The sequence below is a fragment of the Nocardia sp. NPDC051990 genome, from assembly GCF_040680755.1.
In the GTDB taxonomy this organism is placed as follows: Bacteria; Actinomycetota; Actinomycetes; order Mycobacteriales; family Mycobacteriaceae; genus Nocardia.
Window position 1 is genome coordinate 574,102 of record NZ_JBFAXH010000003.1, and the last position, 16,566, is coordinate 590,667.

Sequence of the window (16,566 nt, forward strand, 5' to 3'; positions counted from 1 at the left end):
TGACGATGGCCACTGGGGTGGGCCTGCGTATCGCCGAGGAAAACTGCACAGCGGCCATCGTCACCGATCACGGCGAACCGACATTCATCGTGCGCGAGTCGATCCTGCACATGTCCGATGACGGCGACGCTGTTCTCGGCGGACCCGTCCCGGCCGGGCAAACGCATTCGATCACCGGTTTCGTCGCCGCGGTCGGCGATCCGGCGGGTATCTCCGTCGACGACGGCGCGGCCTACCGGGCCGAGGACTTGGTCGCTACCGCACTGTTCTGCCTGATCAATCTGACCGCCGAACATCTCAACGGCGCCGCCGAGTTCTATGCGGCCTACCCCGCCGGCTGGACGTCGCAGTACGTGCTCTCGCTCCGCGACGCACTGGACTACCTGGGCCTGAAGTCGGTATTGCTGGTCAGCGAGGGCGATCTCCCCGGCAGCGCCGCCGTCGCACCGGAGTATTCCTACGCCTACGACGCCGCGCGCGCCGCGCTGGCCGCGGTGCTGGCGACCCCGGCGGGCGCGACCCCGCCGGATCCGAGCGATGCCGAGAACTCGACCGTCGACACCGATGTCATCCCGGCGACGCCCGAGGTTGCGCCGCAGGCCTATTCGGCGGCGATGCCGGCCGCCGCACCGCTGGTCGACACGACCGCGGTCGAGGCGAGCACACCCGAGCCGCCGCCGGCCGCACCTCCCAAGACAGACCGCGGCACACCGCTGCTGATCGCGGTCGCGGTCGGCATCGGCCTGATACTCGGCGGTATCGGCTTCGCCATATTGTTCCGTGATCCGGGCCCGACCCCGGTACCACCGGTGCCCGACGCCAAATCCGATCAGGTCTCGACGAGCCCGACCCCGCAGCCGCCGGTGGAGCTACCGACCGAGCCGATGACCACGCCGCCGACCATCGAACCGCCTGTGGTCATCACCAGTAGCGAACCGGAGACCGCAGAGCCGTCGACCACACCGACCACCACACCCGAACCGACCACACCGACCACACCGGCCACGACACCGCCGACCACGACATCGCCGACCACCACCCGGCCGAGCCGGACCACGACCACCCGGCCCGGCTTCCCCATGTGGACGCCTCCGACGTGGACGCAGCTGCCGTGGCAACAGCCTTTTACCTACGAGTTGGCACCCCCTGGTTGATTTCACAGCGACCTACTCAGGTTTGTGCCTTAAAGTGATCGGCTGACCGGTGTAGTCGGGAGAGTTTGCGGCCATCAGGTCTGTTGCTGACGAAGACTGTGCGCCAACGGATTCAGCCCATGGCCCACGGATGTAGCTGGCACACCCCGTGCCGACGAAGGGACTTCATGCGCAAGTTGGTGGCGCGCAGCGCCGCGGTCAAGGCAGCCACGATCGGATTCGCCGCGACCGTTCTCATCGCCCCCTTGCTCGTCACCACCGCCGCTTCGGCCGAACCGGCAGTACCAGGGCAGCTTTCCGCCGAGAATCTGCCGCCCGAACTCGCCGAGGCCATTTCTCGCGATCTGAGGATGACGCCCGCGGAGTATCTGGAACGTGCCGCCAAGGCCCAGGAGCTCAGCGAATACGCGGGATCGTTCCGCAGCGAGCGCCCCGACACCTACGCCGGCGCCTGGCTCGGCACCGACGGTAAGCCGGTCGTCGCGGTCACCTCGGTCGACGCCGCCAAGATCGTCGCGGCCGACGGCTACCAGACCCGCCTGGCCCCGATCTCGGCCGACGGTCTGGAGAATTCGCTGATGCAGCTGAATCAGTGGATCAGCGCGCTGCCCAAGGAGATCGCCCAGTCGATCAACTCCGTCGCCGTCGACTTCCTCAACAGCCAGCTGGTGCTGTCGGTGGCCAATACGCCGGTCGGCCACGCGCTGAACCTGCCGACCCTGATCGCCAACGTCAAGGTCATCCTCTCGCCCAATAGCGGCGGCCCGATCGAGCGACGTCCGATGGGCGGCGACACCTACATCACCGCGCCGACCTCGCTGAAGGACACCTCGCTGCGCGGCGTCGATGTCTGCTCGTTCGGCTTCAACAGTGTGGACACGGCGGGTAACGCGCTGAATATCAGCGCGGGCCACTGCGACCCGAACCTGGACAAGGGCGACCAGCAGGCCACGGTCTACCTGCCCAATGTCAAGGACATCCCGAACAGCATCGAGCTCGGCACCTTCGTCACGGCGCGCCTCGGCGGCCCGACCGCGCTCGACTACTCCGTCATCAAACTCAACGAGCGCTCGGTCAAGGCGGGCATGGACCAGCCGTCGGTGCGCGGCGCCAACGGCACCACGCTGACCATTACCGGTACCGCCGAGCCGGTCACCGGCGCACCGGTCTGCAAGTCGGGCCAGTCCTCCACCTTCACCTGCGGGTTCGTGGTGGCCGATCGGGTCGAAACCCAGCTGTACACCGCCGAGGGTGTGAGCAAGACCGTGCGCGGCTTCGCCAGTTCGGCCTGCACGCTCGGCGGCGACAGCGGCGGCGCGATCGTCTCGGGTACGCTGGCCCTCGGCATCACCAGCGGTTCCAATGCGGCCGACGCACCCAACTGCAATGAGGCCAATGTCGCGCTCGCGCAGTACGGCGGCACCGCGACGCTCGGTATTCCGATCCGCTCGATCCTGGCCGACATCGACGCGTCCGCCGCCGGCGGCGTCGGCACCGGCATCGCGCTGCGGACCCGTCCGAACGCCGGGTGAGATGGTTTGCGGGACATCGTATTTCCGATAAACCGACGGCCAGTCGATTAGTGAGACGAACAACATCACGACACAAGTAGGCATAACCGGCCGGACACCTTAAGGTATGGGCATGCTCCTGGCACGTATAGGTCAGTTCCGATCAGCTCCGCGACAGACCCGGGTTCGAAAAACAGTTATCGCCGCCTCGGCGGCGATTCTGCTGTTCGGTCCAACGGCGGCAGTAGCGAACGCACAACCCGACCAGCCGGCCCTTCCCGCCGAGCTGATCGCCGCGGTAGCGCGCGATTTGAAGATCTCCCCTGAGGAGTACCTGCACCGGGCCGATCTGGCCCAGCAGGTCGCGGCCTTCGCCACCACGGCGCAGCGCCAGTTCCCGCAGGTCTTCGCGGGTTCGTGGATCGATGACGGCGGCAAGGCGGTCGTGGCCCTTGCCCAGGGTCCGGGCGCCGATGAGGCCCGCAAGGCGGCCACGTCGGCCGGCTTCGAGGTCCACAATGTCGCCAAGAGCGAGGCGGCGCTGCGCGGTGAGAAGAGCGCCTTCGAGCGCTGGCTGGAGGGACAGCCCGAGGCGGTCTCCGCGCTGGTGCGCGGTGTGGTGGTCGATCCCGTCAACAACAGCATCGCGGTGCGGGTCGAGCAGGCCGGCCTGCCGATGCCGAACTTCGTCGACCCGTCGCGGGTCATCGTGACGGCCCCGCCGGTCGCCGGTGAGCAGTTGCAGGCCACTCCGGTCGCGGGTGCGATGCAGACCGGTCCACTGGCCGGTGGCGACGGCTTCGCTTCGATCGCCGGGCGCACGTCGCTGCGTTGCTCGCTCGGCTTCAACGGCACCGACCGGGCCGGCAATGTGGTGAACATCACTGCGGGCCACTGCAATCCTGACATTGCCTCGGCGGGCTCCGGAAATGCGGCCGGCGTCTACGAGCTGGCCGGTGATCGGCCGGGTGCGCAGGTGGGCACGTTCCAGAAGTCGGTGCTCGGCGCCCAGGACTACTCGATCGTCCGGATCAACGATCAGGCCAAGGACCGGTTCACGAACAACCTCGTGCGCCAGCCCGGCCAGCCGATCGCGATCGACGGCGTCGCCGTTCCGGTGGTCGGTGCTCCGGTCTGCAAGTCCGGTGCCCGCACCGGCTTCAGCTGCGGCATCGTCAACGCGGTGGACCAGACCGTGCAGGTCGGCGACCGGGAGCTCACCCAGGCATTCTCCGCCAATATCTGTGCCCTGCCCGGTGACAGTGGCGGTGCGATCGTCTCCGGCCGGATGGCGCTCGGTATCTCCAGCGCGTCGTCGGTGGCCGACTTCCCGATCTGCGAGATCCCGAATCTGATCGGCGCTCTCACCGGGAATGCGCCACAGCTGTTCGCGCAGCCGGTCAGCGTGGTTCTTTCGGACAATCCGGGTCTGAAGGTAAACAACTAGCAGGAACCTTCGAAAAGGCCGGCAGCGGCGACGCTGTCGGCCTTTTCGCTGTCCTTGGGGGCATTCCACTGCATCTGCGTCGCCCGAGTGCGCGCAAATGCCCTGTGAGGCCCGGCGACCTTCCGGCATCCTGGGATGCATGTGCTTGGTGTTGATCGGTTGGCGGGTGCATCCGGAGTATCGATTGATCGTCGCGGCCAACCGCGACGAGTTCTACTCCCGCCCGACCGAGTCGATGCGCTGGTGGTCCGAGGTACCCGGGCTCTTGGCCGGGCGCGATCTCGGGGCGCTGTGCAAAGTCGCGGACGATCCGCCGGGTACCTGGCTCGGGTTGTCGCGGGAAGGCAAGGGCCGCAATCGTTTCGCCACCGTGACCAATGTGCGCAATCCGAAAGACGAATGCGGCGACGCGCGTTCGCGCGGTGCGCTGCTGATGGATTTCCTGCGGGGGATCGGCGACCGGCACATCGCGGAACCACCGGGCCCGGAAAGGTACCTGCTCGACGTCGCCGCCGCCCCCGATGACTACAACGGCTACAACGTGCTGGTCTCGGACCTCGAATCGCTGTGGTGGCATTCCAACCGCAGCGCGCTACCGCCCCAGGAGCTGATGCCGGGCTTCCATGGCGTATCCAACGGCATGTTCATCACTTCGACCACACCGAGCCCGGCGGCGGCATTCGAAGCGCCCCAGCCCATTTGGCCCAAAGTGCGCGGCGGTCTCACCGACTTGCGCGCGGTGGTCGAAGCGGACCCCGGCAATGTGGCGCGCTACTTCGAGGTGCTGGCCGATCGCACCGAGGCACCCGACGATCTGTTGCCGCGCACCGGAGTTCCGCTGCGGCGCGAGCGCACGCTCTCGGCCAGATTCATCGCCACCGCACTGCACGGGACCAGGGCGAGCACGGTCCTGCTGGTGCGCGAGGACGGTTCGTTCGAGATGGCCGAGCGTTCCTTCGGACGCTTCGGACGGCACAAGGGCGAGGAAACCTTCAGCGGCAGTTTGGATTTGCGCGAGCGCCAGGCCTGAAAACACAACCGGCCCGTCCTCCGGGGAGGACGGGCCGGTCGAGTTCGGTTCGAATCAGTTCGGCTGCTGGGGCGCGACCGGCTGCTTCGCCGACGCCGCCACCGGATTCTCGGCCCACTTCGTGGTGCCATCCGGCGCCTGCAGGGTGTTGAGCAGCTCGACGCCCGCGGCGATCAGCGTCGGACCACCGACCGCGATGGTGCCGAGGATGCCGCCGATGCCCGCACCGATCGGCAGACCCGCGAGGCAACCGACACCGAACAGCGGGAGCCCGAGGACGCAGCCGACGACCGCACCGATCGCGGTACCGATGAATCCACCGACCGCGCTCGCGATGCCGAAGTTGCTCGCGAATTCATTTTGCGCATGCTGGTTTTCCATCGGCGACGCAATGTCCTTGGCGACGACCGGCTTCGCGACGACCGGCTTATCGGAGACGGCGAGATCCGCCGGCCTCTCCGGGGTGACCTCGAGCACAGTCGCGTCGTTCTTCATTTCCGCTTTGACCGGCACGAGTTTGCCGTCGACATCCACGTTCAGCGGGAATGAGACGAGGGTGTTGCCCTTGTCGTCCCGAACGTTGGCGACCGTGGTCTTCGGATCATCTTCGGTGGCGCCGGCCTCGTCGGTCAGCGAGAAGGTTCCCCCCTTGAGCGTCGCCACGACGGTCTTGTCCACCAACTTGACGGAATAGTTGACGCCGGGATCAGCCGGGGCGACCGGCTCGGCATGCGCGGTCCCCAGACCGAAGGTCATCGCGCCGATTACCATCGTGGCAGCCGCGGTGGTGCTGCGGAGATTCATTCAGTTTCCAATCCAAATCAGGTTGTCCACGCGCCGCCTCCGTACACGCGAGAGCACTCATCAACCCGAGGTGGTTGGACCTCGGATTCTCCCCGAGCGGTGTGAAGACATGCACATTAAACAGAACGTTGTGAGCGTAATCGAATCGACATGAATGTGCGAGATCAGTTACTCATACCGTGATCTCGACGTGACTAAGCCTGTCCTTATCACCGAGCAGGCTCCGTGCACTATTTACCGTGGTTGTCGCCCGAACTCGCACGTTCATCGCACGATCTTCGTGAGATCCCTCACAGGCGGATTACAGGTCAAGCCCCAGGAAGTAGGGGCATTCGCCAATCGCCGATCGTACGATAGACAATTAAGTTACCGATGGGTAACTTACTGGCAGTTAGTATACGAGCCAACCGGGTGGCCAGATCGCCGCCCATGCTCGTGTTGCCTCTAAAGAAAGGTCGCGACATGAATGCCCTGACAGTGACGCTGGGCACGATTGGTGTGGCGTTCAGCCTGTTGGGTTGGGCATCATTCGTCGGCGGCGTCGGCACAATGACCCGCGCGATCATGATCGGCCAACCCGCGCCGGATCGCTGGCGGCCATTCTTCCCGCGCCTGAAGACGATGATCGTCGAATTCCTGGCCCACACCAGGATGAACAAATTCCGCACGGTGGGCTGGGCGCACTGGCTGGTGATGATCGGCTTCCTCGGCGGCATGATCCTGTACTTCGAGGCGTACGGGCAGACCTTCGATCCCGAATTCCACTGGCCGATCATCGGCAGCTGGGGCATCTACCACCTCTGGGACGAAGTGCTCGGCATCGGCACCGTGATCGGCATCCTCGTGCTGATCGTCATTCGCCAGCTCAACCACCCGCGGGTGCCCGCGCGGCTGTCGCGATTCAGCGGTTCCCGGTTCGGCCCGGCCTATGTCATCGAGGCGATCGTATTCATCGAGGGCATCGGCATGGTCATGGTGAAGGCCGGCAAGATCGCCACCTATGGCCACTCCGAGGTGTGGACCGACTTCTTCACCATGCAGGTGGCCAAGCTGCTGCCGTCCAGCGTGGCCATGGTCTCCGTCTTCGCGTTCATCAAAATGGTTTCGGGCAGCACCTTCCTGCTGCTGGTCGGTCGCAATATCAACTGGGGCGTGGCCTGGCACCGGTTCGCGGCCTTCTTCAACATCTACTTCAAGCGTGAGGACGACGGCGGCGTCGCACTGGGTGCCGCGAAGCCGATGATGTCCAAGGGCAAGCCGGTCGATATGGAGACCGCCGACCCGGATGTCGACACCTTCGGCGCGGGCCGGGTCGAGGACTTCTCCTGGAAGGGCTGGCTGGACTTCACCACCTGCACCGAATGCGGTCGCTGCCAGTCGCAGTGCCCGGCCTGGAATACCGGTAAGCCGCTTTCGCCCAAGCTGCTGATCATGTCGCTGCGCGACCACGGTGTCGCCAAGGCGCCCTATCTACTGGCCGGCGGCCGCAAAGATATGGGCGGCGACGAGATCGGCCTTGTCGATGGCGACGGCAAGCCCAATGCGGCGAAGCTGGCCAAGATCTCCGAGGTGGCCAAGGCCGAGGCGGAGCGTCCGCTGGTCGGCGGCGAGGATGTCAACGGCATCATCGATCCCGAGGTGCTGTGGAGCTGCACCACCTGTGGTGCGTGCGTCGAGCAGTGCCCGGTCGATATCGAGCATGTCGATCACATCATCGATATGCGCCGCTACCAGGTGTTGATCGAGTCGGAGTTCCCCTCCGAGTTGGCCGGATTGTTCAAGAACCTGGAGAACAAGGGCAACCCGTGGGGCCAGAACGCCAAGGACCGGCTGAACTGGATCAACGAACTCGACTTCCAGATCCCGGTATTCGGCCAGGATGCGGACTCCTTCGACGGGTACGAGTACTTGTTCTGGGTCGGCTGTGCGGGTGCGTACGAGGATCGTGCCAAGCGCACCACCAAGGCCGTCGCGGAGCTGTTGGCCACCGCGGGCGTCAAGTTCATGGTGCTCGGCGCCGACGAGACCTGCACCGGTGACTCCGCGCGCCGGGCTGGTAACGAATTCCTGTTCCAGCAGCTCGCGCAGCAGAATATCGAACTGCTGAACTCGGTTTTCGAGGGTGTCGAGCAGTCGCGCAAGAAGATCGTCGTCACCTGTGCGCATTGCTTCAACGCGCTGAACAATGAATACCCGCAGGTCGGCGGCACCTACGAAGTGGTGCACCACACCCAGCTGCTGAACCGGCTGGTGCGTACCAAGCAGCTGATCCCGGTCGCCTCGGTATCGCAGAATGTCACCTACCACGACCCGTGCTACCTGGGCCGGCACAACAAGGTCTACAACGCGCCGCGCGAGTTGATGGCGGCCTCCGGCTCCACCCTCGTCGAAATGCCCCGCCACGGCGAACGCTCCATGTGCTGTGGTGCCGGTGGCGCGCGGATGTGGATGGAAGAACAGCTCGGTAAGCGCATCAATATCGATCGCGTCGACGAGGCGCTGTCCACCTTGAACGGTGGCAACGAACCGTCCAAGATCGCGACCGGCTGCCCGTTCTGCCGCGTCATGCTCACCGACGGTGTCACCGCCCGCAAGGATGGCGGCGAGGTCGGCCAGGGTGTCGAGGTCGTCGATGTCGCGCAGTTGATGCTCGACGCCATCGACCGGGTCGCCCCGTCGAAGCTCACCGAAAACCTGACCGTGGTGCAGGAACCGAAGCTGACCCCCGAGCCGGAACCGGTTGCCGCCGAACCCGAGCCGGCCCCCGCCGCCGCAGCGCCCGCCGAACCGAAGGCAGCTCCGGCCGGTGGTGGACTCGGTATACAGGGTGGTGCCAAGGCACCTGGCGGATTGGGTATGAAGGGTGCCGCGAAGGCGCCTGGTGGCGGTCTCGGTATCAAGGGTGCCGCGAAGGCACCGGGAGCCAAGGCGACGCCCGCCGAGGACACCGCTGCTCCGGCCGCACCGGTCAAGGGCCTCGCCATGAAGGGTCCGGCGAAGGCACCGGGCAAGGGCCTCGGCATGAAGGGTGGCGCGAAAGCGCCCGGAGCCAAGGCGATTCCCGATGCCGCTGCCGAAGCAGCACCTGCCGCGGCGGCACCCGCACCCCCGGTCAAGGGTCTGGCAATGAAGGGCCCGGCGAAGGCACCGGGCAAGGGTCTCGCGATGAAGGGCGCGGCCAAGGCACCCGGAGCCAAGGCACCGGCACCCTCGGCCGAGGCCACCCCGGCAACGGAAACCCCGGCCACCGAACTGGTTTCGACCCCGACCGAAACCAAGCCGTCCATTCCCGCCAAGGGCCTGGCCATGAAGTCCGGCTTCAAACGCCCCGGACCCAAGGCCCCTGGCCCGGCACCATCGGCTCCTGCCGAACCGGCCCCCGCCACCCCGGAAGCCGCAACGCAATCCGCCGACGAACCGGACCAGCCAGCCGACGGCAATGGCTCCGCCGCGGTAACACCCCCACCCGCCAAGCCCGGCGGCCTTGGCTTCAAATCCGGCGCCAAGGCCCCCGGCCGCAAGAACTGACGGGTAAGCGGAAACGAAAGATCGGCCCGGGTGCGCACAGCGCACCCGGGCCGAATCTCTTTCAGGTTCTAGCAGTCTTCGAAGAGCGCCTTGATGTATCCGGCGGACTGGTAGACGTAGTCGTAAGCCCACCGGGCGACCGACAGCCGCGGCCGCGGGTCGACCATGAGCACCTCACCGTCCCAGCATTTCCCGAGGATGTAGCGGGCCCGCGAGATATGCGGCGTGAAGGTGATGACGATGACTCGACGCCAACCCTCCGATGCAGCGAGTTCGGCGAGTTCGCGACCTTCGCCGCGCGTGGTGCGCGGCGAAGGATCGAAACAGGTGACCTGAAAGCTGTAGCGGCTGTGACAGATTCGATTCGTCAACGCACTGTTCTCATATGGATCCGAGAACAGCACCCGTGGTGCGTAACCCTCGCTGGCCAGCCGCAGTCCCAGCTTCTCGCGCCCATCGTGCGCGCCACCGAGTACCAGGATCGCATCGGCTTTCGCGGGTACATCGACCTTGGGCCGGACGTACACCGGCCACAGACCCGCAACCAACGCCACCACCACAACGCCGAGTACCACCCAGGCGCTGCGGGCCCCGAATTTGCGCTGGCGTCGCACAAGATCGATCGTAACCGGGCAGGCACCGAATGAGTTTGCGCAGTTCAGACCGCCTATCCGCAAGTCACGTCGCCACTTGTACATCTGCTGTTGCCGAGGCCATTGCCGCACCGACGTGGGGCGGCCATCGGCTGGACCTATCAATCGATCATGCGATGCACAGTCTTCGGAACCGGGTACCTCGGGGCCACGCACGCGGCATGCATGGCCGAACTCGGACACGATGTGATCGGCGTGGATATCGATCCGGGCAAGGTCGCGAAGCTGTCCGATGGTGTGGTGCCGTTCTATGAACCCGGGCTCGAGGAGGTGCTGCGCCGGAACCTGGATGCCGGTCGGCTGCGGTTCACCACCTCGTACGCGGAGGCCGCCGACCACGCCCAGGTGCATTTCCTCGGGGTCGGGACACCGCAGAAGAAGGGCGAATACGCCGCGGACCTGAAATATGTGCACGCCGTGGTCGATACGCTCGCACCGCTGCTGGAGCGGCCGACGGTGATCGTCGGGAAGTCGACGGTGCCGGTCGGGACCGCCGCGGCATTGGGTGCGCGGGCCCGCGCGCTCACCGACGCCGAGATCGAGGTGGCCTGGAATCCGGAATTCCTGCGTGAGGGTTTCGCGGTGAAGGACACGCTGCGCCCGGATCGATTGGTGCTCGGTGTGGATCGCGAGCGCGAAAACATGGCCTGGGTCGAGGATCTGGTGCGCGAGATCTACGCAGACCTGATCGCGGCCGAGGTGCCGTTCCTGCTGACCGATCTGGCCACCGCCGAATTGGTCAAGGTCTCCGCGAATGCCTTTCTCGCGACCAAGATTTCCTTCATCAACGCCGTCTCCGAGGTCTGCGAGGCGACCGGCGCGGATGTGACCATGCTGGCCGACGCACTCGGCTACGACGCGCGCATCGGCCGCCGATTCCTCAATGCCGGACTGGGTTTCGGCGGCGGCTGCCTACCCAAGGACATCCGCGCGTTCATGGCGCGCTCCGGTGAACTCGGCGCCGATCACGCGGTGGCTTTCCTGCGCGAGGTCGACAACATCAATATGCGCCGGCGCGCCAAGATGGTCGATATGGCCGCGCGGGCCTGCGGCGGCTCGCTGCTCGGCGCCAATGTGGCGGTGCTCGGTGCGGCCTTCAAACCCGAATCCGACGATGTACGTGATTCACCCGCGCTCAATGTGGCCGGGATGATCCAGTTGCACGGCGCGGTGGTGACGGTGTACGACCCGAAGGCGGCGGAGAATTCGCGACGGATCTTCCCTACCCTGAATTACGCGACCTCGGTAACCGAGGCATGTGATCGCGCCGATGTGGTGCTGGTGCTGACCGAGTGGGACGAATTCGTCACATTGCGTCCGCAAGACCTCGATGTGGTGGTTCGCAAACGGTCGATCATCGACGGCCGGAACTGTCTCAATCGTGCCATGTGGCGAGACGGCGGATGGATGTACGCCGGACTGGGTACACCGTAGAGTTGCCTGCGACACGGGGGCGACGCCGGGACGATCAGGTCCTGCCTTCGGGTCTGTCGGACGTCGACGGTAGGGTCCCGAGAGCGGGCCGATCCACCGGCGGGCGGCGCAGGCCCGCATGTCGTGATGTGTGAACGGGATAGGCAGCTGATGAGTTCGGTTCTGGGAGTTTCGGTGGGGGCCGGCGCCGTCCGTATGGCGAGACCACATACCGCGAGCCCCATCCGCCCCATCGCACCGCATTCCTTCGATCTGCAGACCATTCCGGTCGTCGAACACCAAGTCGAGGAGTTGGCCGCCGAGGCGATCGGCGTGACGCTGGAATCCATGCCAGGCATCGCGGCCACCGCGATCGCCTACCGCAGTGAACAGCATGCCAATGCGCTGCGCGCGGCCATGGCACGTCAGCAACTCACCAATTACGAACTGGTACCCGAAATTATCGCGGCGGTCGAATTCGCGCAGGCCACCGGGGATATTCGCGACATCTCGTCACTCGTCGTCTACGACCTCGGCAGCTCCGGGCTGACGGTCAGTGTCGTCGACACCGAGACCCGGGAGATCCGGCACAGCGAACGCACCAGCGATATCAGCGGTGACTACCTGGATTCGCTGATCCGCGAACAGCAGATCGCCTCGGGCCGAATCGCGCATCCGCCGGATTCAGCGGGGCTGGCCGCCCTGGACGCACTGTGCCGCGAGGCCAAGGAACAACTGTCCACGAATACCGCCGTTGCGCTGCCTAGCGAACAGGGTCTGGTGCTGCTGGCCCAGGAGAACTTCGAATCCCTCATCATGTTGGCGATCGAATCGTCGGCGCGGATGGCCCGCGATGTCATCGTGCGGTCGGAGCGTCCGGTACACGGTGTACTCGCGATCGGCGGATGTGCGCGAATTCCGCTGATCGCCAAGGTGCTCGAACGCTGGATCAATGTGCCGGTCATCGTTCCCGACAGCCCGGAAACGGTGGTCACCCGCGGTGCCGCCCTGATGGCGCGGCCGGTGCGCACGGTCATCCAGACCCCGCAGCGGCACGCGCCCACCGCGGATTCGATGCTCGACGATGATGAGCTCTCGCCCGCCTGGCTGTCCGCACCACCCAAGCGACGCCGCGGCAAGCGGGAAATCAATGGTGCGGTGTTGACCGTCAGCGCACTGGCGGTGGTCGCCGCGATCGGACTCGGACTCGGTTACGGTCCACAGGTTCTAACGCGCGATTCGCAGAGCAGTGATCCGCCGACCTCGGTCTCCCCGACCAGCCCGCCGCGCACCACCACCCTCGATCCGCAGATCGCCGTCGCTCCGGCCAGCACCCCCGAGTCCGCCGAATCGGTCGCCGCCCCACCCCCGCGCCGCACGACAACCACCGAGGCCCCCGCACCGACACCCGGCCCGAATACCATTGTCGTACCAGGGCTTCCGCCGATCGTGGTGCCGACGATTCCGCCCGAGCTCTTCCCCTTCCCGGCGCCGACACCCGCACCGCGCTGACCTGGTTACCTACTGCACAGGCCCTTTTTCGTCGCGGCGCAGGTCCGCGGTGACCAAAGGCACTGTGTGGTGCAAACTCGCGCATTCAGCGCCGGTTACCCTCGGTCGCCCCACGTGCCTTCGTACCCGCGAGAGTCGGGGCGGCGGTAATCGCGGGGATCAGTGTCGTAATCGGGTTCGTAGTCCGGTGCTTCGGCGCTGCGGTAGCCGCGATCGCGGTCATATGCGCGGGGATTCGTGGGCCGGTCGTGCCAGGAGACCTGCCTGTTCGAGCCGGTACCCAGCTCGTCGTCCCAGGATTGATCCGAGATCCGCCGACGTCCGGTATCTCTGATATCGGTGGCGACTCCCCCGCTCGACTTGGCCGGACGCGCCGAACCGCCGGAGCGCCGGGCCGATCCGGATGACTCGGACTTCGCATGACGCGAGCGCCGGGCGGGGGCGGCCGGTTCGGGCTTGTGGCCGAAAGGGCGGGCGAGCATGACGGCGATGGCAGTGGTCAACGGGACCGAAAGGGCCAGCGCGATACCGCCGACGGCGGAGCGGGCGATTTCGATGGCGACGGCGTCACCGGTCAGGACGTCGCGGATGGAGCGGCCCGCGACGCTGAACAGCAGTAACAGCGGCAGCGCGCCACCGGCATAGGCCAGCACCAGGGTGTAGACCGTGCTCGCGATATGGTCCCGGCCCACGCGCATGGCCGCGGCGAAAATCTGGCGGCGCGAGGCGGATTCGTCGATGGCGGCAAGTTCGAAGGCGGCCGAAGCCTGGGTGATGGTGACATCGTTGAGTACGCCGAGCGAACCGATAATGAAGCCCGCCAGCAGCAGGCCGGTAATGCTGACGTGCTGAATGTAGGTGGCGACGTTGGTGTTCTGTTCCTCGGATAGTCCGGTCAGATGCGTGATATCGATGGCGATCCACGACAGCACCGCCGCGACGATCATCGATGTCAGGGTGCCGAGCAGCGCCGAACTGGTGCGCAGATTCACGCCGTGTGCGAGATACAGCACGGCATACAGGATCATCGCACCCGCTACCAACGCGACCGGAATTGCGGGTTTGCCGTCCAACAGCGCGGGCAGCATGAACAGCACGAGCACCGCGAAGGCGAAGATCAAGCCGAGCAGTGCCCGCAATCCGCGCCAGCGCGCCACCACAATGACCACGATCACGAAGGCCAGCACGATCAGGGTCAGCGGCAGCCCGCGCGAGTAGTCCTCGAACGAGTACAGCGGCATTCCGCTCGGATCGGTCTGCCGGACGATCCGGATGTGGTCACCGGCGCGCAGATCAGGTTGTCCCGGGCCGGGCGCGATTTCGAACAGGGTGTGATTGCCCTCGTGCGGACCTGAATCGATGCTGATCAGACTTCGCTGACAGGTATAGCCGGTGGCGCGCGGCTGCTCGGGCTTATCGATGAACACCTTGCCGATAGAACTACTGCCGCAGGCACCGACGTCCTGCATCACCACGGTTCCGGCCTCGGTCTGCACCGCGCCACCGCCCGCGTTCTGCATCGGCAACGGGATATCGATGTGCTGACTGCTCGGCCACAGCACCATCGCGGCGATCACGACCAGGACACCGATCGCGGCGAGCAGCCCGACGACCACACGGGCGGCGGTCGCGCCGATCGCGATCGGGCCGGAATGGTCATGGTGATGGTGGTGGTGATCACTCATGGCGCTGCCTCGACGTCGGCCCCGGGGTGCGCGCGGCGCGCGGTGTTGTCGGTCGCTGGCTCACCGGACTCCTACCTTTTCGTCTGTAGTCCTGGGTGCGAGCTTAAAGGATTTCATTTTCAAGATCGGCTCACGGACCGGCAGCGAACAGCGGGCAGCCAGGAAAGGATTCCGAATGGAAAATCGGGAGGGGGCGGCGGAGAGCAGGGGGATGTCTCCGCCGCCCGCAGGTCGGCGCCCAGGGGGGTAGGCAGCCTGACCCGAAGTCAGGTTGTCCAGGGGGGGTAGACAACTTGACCGGGCACTCGAAGTGCCAAGAGACACTGTACACAAAAGTTCTCGTTTAGCGCTAGCTAGTAACCAAAACTCTCAAATATCCGTACGCGGGGTCTGTTTTGAACCCAGAAGCGGGGCGATCCGGTAGCTCAGCGCACGCTGGTTAGGGGCTGCGGACCGCCCGGCCGCTATTGCCGGTAACTCGACAAGAAGTTCCCGAAGCGCTCGATGGCCACCGCGAGATCCCGTGCCCACGGCAACGTGACAATCCGCAGATGATCATGATTCGGCCAATTGAACCCGGTGCCCTGCACCATCAAGATCTTCTCCTGCAGCAGCAGATCCAGGATCAGCTTCGAATCATCGCGGATTTCATAGACGTTCGGATCCAACTTCGGGAATGCGTAGAGCGCACCCTTCGGCTTCACACAGGAAACGCCCGGGATCATATTCAGCCGCTCCCATGCGACATCGCGCTGCTCGAGCAGTCGCCCGCCGGGCAGGATCAGATCCTCGATGCTCTGATGTCCGCCCAGTGCCACCTGAATCGCGTGCTGCGCAGGCACATTCGGGCAAAGCCTGGTCGAGGCGAGCAGATCGATGCCCTCGAGGAAACCAGCCGCATGCTCCTTGGGGCCGGTGATCGCCAACCAGCCGGAGCGGTAGCCCGCGACCCGGTAGGCCTTGGAGAGTCCGTTGAAGGTCAGGCACAGCAGATCGGGCGCGAGCGTCGCAAGCGAAATATGCTTGGCATCGTCGTAGAGGATCTTGTCGTAGATCTCGTCGGCGAGCAGCAGCAGCTGATGCTTGCGCGCGAGATCGGCCAGCTGCTGCAACACCTCGGTGGAGTACACCGCACCGGTCGGGTTGTTCGGATTGATGACAAGCAGCGCCTTGGTCTTGGCGGTGATCTTCGATTCGATATCGGCGATATCGGGCTGCCAACCGTTGGATTCGTCACATAGGTAGTGCACCGGGGTACCGCCGGCCAGGCTGGTCATGGCGGTCCACAGCGGATAGTCCGGCGCCGGGATGAGCACCTCGTCACCGTTGTCGAGCAGCGCCTGCATCGTGATGGTGATCAGCTCGGAGACGCCGTTACCCAGGTAGACATCGTCGACATCAAGTTCGGGAAAGCCGGGGACCAGCTCATAGCGGGTCACAATGGCACGCCGGGCCGAGAGAATGCCCTTCGATTCCGAGTAGCCCTGGGCATACGGCAGCGCGGCGATGATGTCGCGCATGATCACATCGGGCGCCTCGAATCCGAACGGCGCGGGATTGCCGATATTCAGCTTGAGGATGCGATGCCCCTCCGCCTCCAGCCGTGCCGCATGCGCTCCCACCGGTCCACGAATTTCGTAGAGGACGTTCTGCAGCTTCGTGGATTGCTCCAGTGCGCGCGGCGGATGGTGCGGTGGATTGCTAGGACTCACCCTGTCCATGGTGCCATCTGTGTTTTTGGCCGCGTGGCCGCGGCGGGTTCGCGGCCCCCTGCTGTCTCGCGTCCGAGCCGTCGAGACTCGCGACTTCGTCGCATGCGCTTCGACGAC

10 protein-coding genes and 1 pseudogene are annotated in these 16,566 nt (G+C 65.4%); 7 read left to right on the forward strand and 4 right to left on the reverse strand.

Going from position 1 to position 16,566, the window contains the following annotated elements; all coding sequences use genetic code 11:
• The first annotated feature begins 5 nt into the window (after positions 1 to 5).
• The 4 genes from AB0L63_RS09060 (at position 6) to AB0L63_RS09075 (ending at position 5,142) form a co-directional block, all read left to right on the forward strand.
• Positions 6 to 1,154 carry a hypothetical protein gene (locus AB0L63_RS09060; RefSeq protein ID WP_364496823.1) on the forward strand — a complete coding sequence of 383 codons (1,149 nt, stop codon included), beginning with the start codon at positions 6 to 8 and terminating at the stop codon, positions 1,152 to 1,154.
• 167 nt (positions 1,155 to 1,321) lie between these two features.
• The gene (locus AB0L63_RS09065) at positions 1,322 to 2,686 is read left to right on the forward strand and encodes a S1 family peptidase (protein ID WP_364496826.1); all 1,365 of its coding nucleotides are present in this window, start codon (positions 1,322 to 1,324) and stop codon (positions 2,684 to 2,686) included.
• A gap of 112 nt (positions 2,687 to 2,798) precedes the next feature.
• Positions 2,799 to 4,112, forward strand: coding sequence for a S1 family peptidase (locus AB0L63_RS09070; protein WP_364496829.1), 1,314 nt, complete (start codon positions 2,799 to 2,801; stop codon positions 4,110 to 4,112).
• A gap of 139 nt (positions 4,113 to 4,251) precedes the next feature.
• Entirely contained in the window at positions 4,252 to 5,142 is an 891-nt protein-coding gene (locus AB0L63_RS09075; RefSeq protein ID WP_364496832.1) for an NRDE family protein, read from the forward strand.
• A gap of 54 nt (positions 5,143 to 5,196) precedes the next feature.
• Here AB0L63_RS09075 and AB0L63_RS09080 read toward each other — a convergent pair whose 3' ends face one another.
• Complete coding sequence (locus tag AB0L63_RS09080; RefSeq protein ID WP_364496834.1) at positions 5,197 to 5,946, reverse strand: hypothetical protein; 750 nt, start codon at positions 5,944 to 5,946, stop codon at positions 5,197 to 5,199.
• A gap of 462 nt (positions 5,947 to 6,408) precedes the next feature.
• Here AB0L63_RS09080 and AB0L63_RS09085 point away from each other — a divergent pair, with 462 nt between their 5' ends.
• Positions 6,409 to 9,474, forward strand: a complete 3,066-nt coding sequence (locus AB0L63_RS09085; protein WP_364496836.1) for a heterodisulfide reductase-related iron-sulfur binding cluster — start codon at positions 6,409 to 6,411, stop codon at positions 9,472 to 9,474.
• A gap of 68 nt (positions 9,475 to 9,542) precedes the next feature.
• On the opposite strand, the gene AB0L63_RS09090 is transcribed toward AB0L63_RS09085, so the two are convergent.
• Positions 9,543 to 10,088: a YdcF family protein gene (locus tag AB0L63_RS09090; protein ID WP_364496839.1), complete on the reverse strand. Its 546-nt coding sequence runs from the start codon at positions 10,086 to 10,088 to the stop codon at positions 9,543 to 9,545.
• 150 nt (positions 10,089 to 10,238) lie between these two features.
• Here AB0L63_RS09090 and AB0L63_RS09095 point away from each other — a divergent pair, with 150 nt between their 5' ends.
• Positions 10,239 to 11,561: a UDP-glucose/GDP-mannose dehydrogenase family protein gene (locus AB0L63_RS09095; RefSeq protein ID WP_364496842.1), complete on the forward strand. Its 1,323-nt coding sequence runs from the start codon at positions 10,239 to 10,241 to the stop codon at positions 11,559 to 11,561.
• A gap of 150 nt (positions 11,562 to 11,711) precedes the next feature.
• A complete protein-coding gene (locus tag AB0L63_RS09100) occupies positions 11,712 to 13,052 on the forward strand; it encodes an Hsp70 family protein (protein ID WP_364496845.1) in 1,341 nt (446 codons plus the stop codon).
• Positions 13,053 to 13,495: 443 nt separating this feature from the next.
• Here AB0L63_RS09100 and AB0L63_RS09105 read toward each other — a convergent pair.
• Positions 13,496 to 14,737 (reverse strand): annotated as a pseudogene (locus tag AB0L63_RS09105) (YibE/F family protein); the annotation flags it as partial.
• 464 nt (positions 14,738 to 15,201) lie between these two features.
• Positions 15,202 to 16,458 carry a pyridoxal phosphate-dependent aminotransferase gene (locus tag AB0L63_RS09110; RefSeq protein ID WP_364496848.1) on the reverse strand — a complete coding sequence of 419 codons (1,257 nt, stop codon included), beginning with the start codon at positions 16,456 to 16,458 and terminating at the stop codon, positions 15,202 to 15,204.
• Between the last annotated feature and the right edge of the window lie 108 nt (positions 16,459 to 16,566).

What these genes read in the sequence shown, in the direction of transcription:
- AB0L63_RS09095 (WP_364496842.1), top strand. Translation starts at nt 10,239, where the DNA reads ATGCGATGCACAGTCTTCGGAACCGGGTACCTCGGGGCCACGCACGCG.
- AB0L63_RS09075 (WP_364496832.1), top strand. Translation starts at nt 4,252, where the DNA reads ATGTGCTTGGTGTTGATCGGTTGGCGGGTGCATCCGGAGTATCGATTG.
- AB0L63_RS09065 (WP_364496826.1), top strand. Translation starts at nt 1,322, where the DNA reads ATGCGCAAGTTGGTGGCGCGCAGCGCCGCGGTCAAGGCAGCCACGATC.
- AB0L63_RS09110 (WP_364496848.1), bottom strand. Translation starts at nt 16,458, where the DNA reads ATGGACAGGGTGAGTCCTAGCAATCCACCGCACCATCCGCCGCGCGCA.
- AB0L63_RS09070 (WP_364496829.1), top strand. Translation starts at nt 2,799, where the DNA reads ATGCTCCTGGCACGTATAGGTCAGTTCCGATCAGCTCCGCGACAGACC.
- AB0L63_RS09085 (WP_364496836.1), top strand. Translation starts at nt 6,409, where the DNA reads ATGAATGCCCTGACAGTGACGCTGGGCACGATTGGTGTGGCGTTCAGC.
- AB0L63_RS09080 (WP_364496834.1), bottom strand. Translation starts at nt 5,946, where the DNA reads ATGAATCTCCGCAGCACCACCGCGGCTGCCACGATGGTAATCGGCGCG.
- AB0L63_RS09060 (WP_364496823.1), top strand. Translation starts at nt 6, where the DNA reads ATGGCCACTGGGGTGGGCCTGCGTATCGCCGAGGAAAACTGCACAGCG.
- AB0L63_RS09100 (WP_364496845.1), top strand. Translation starts at nt 11,712, where the DNA reads ATGAGTTCGGTTCTGGGAGTTTCGGTGGGGGCCGGCGCCGTCCGTATG.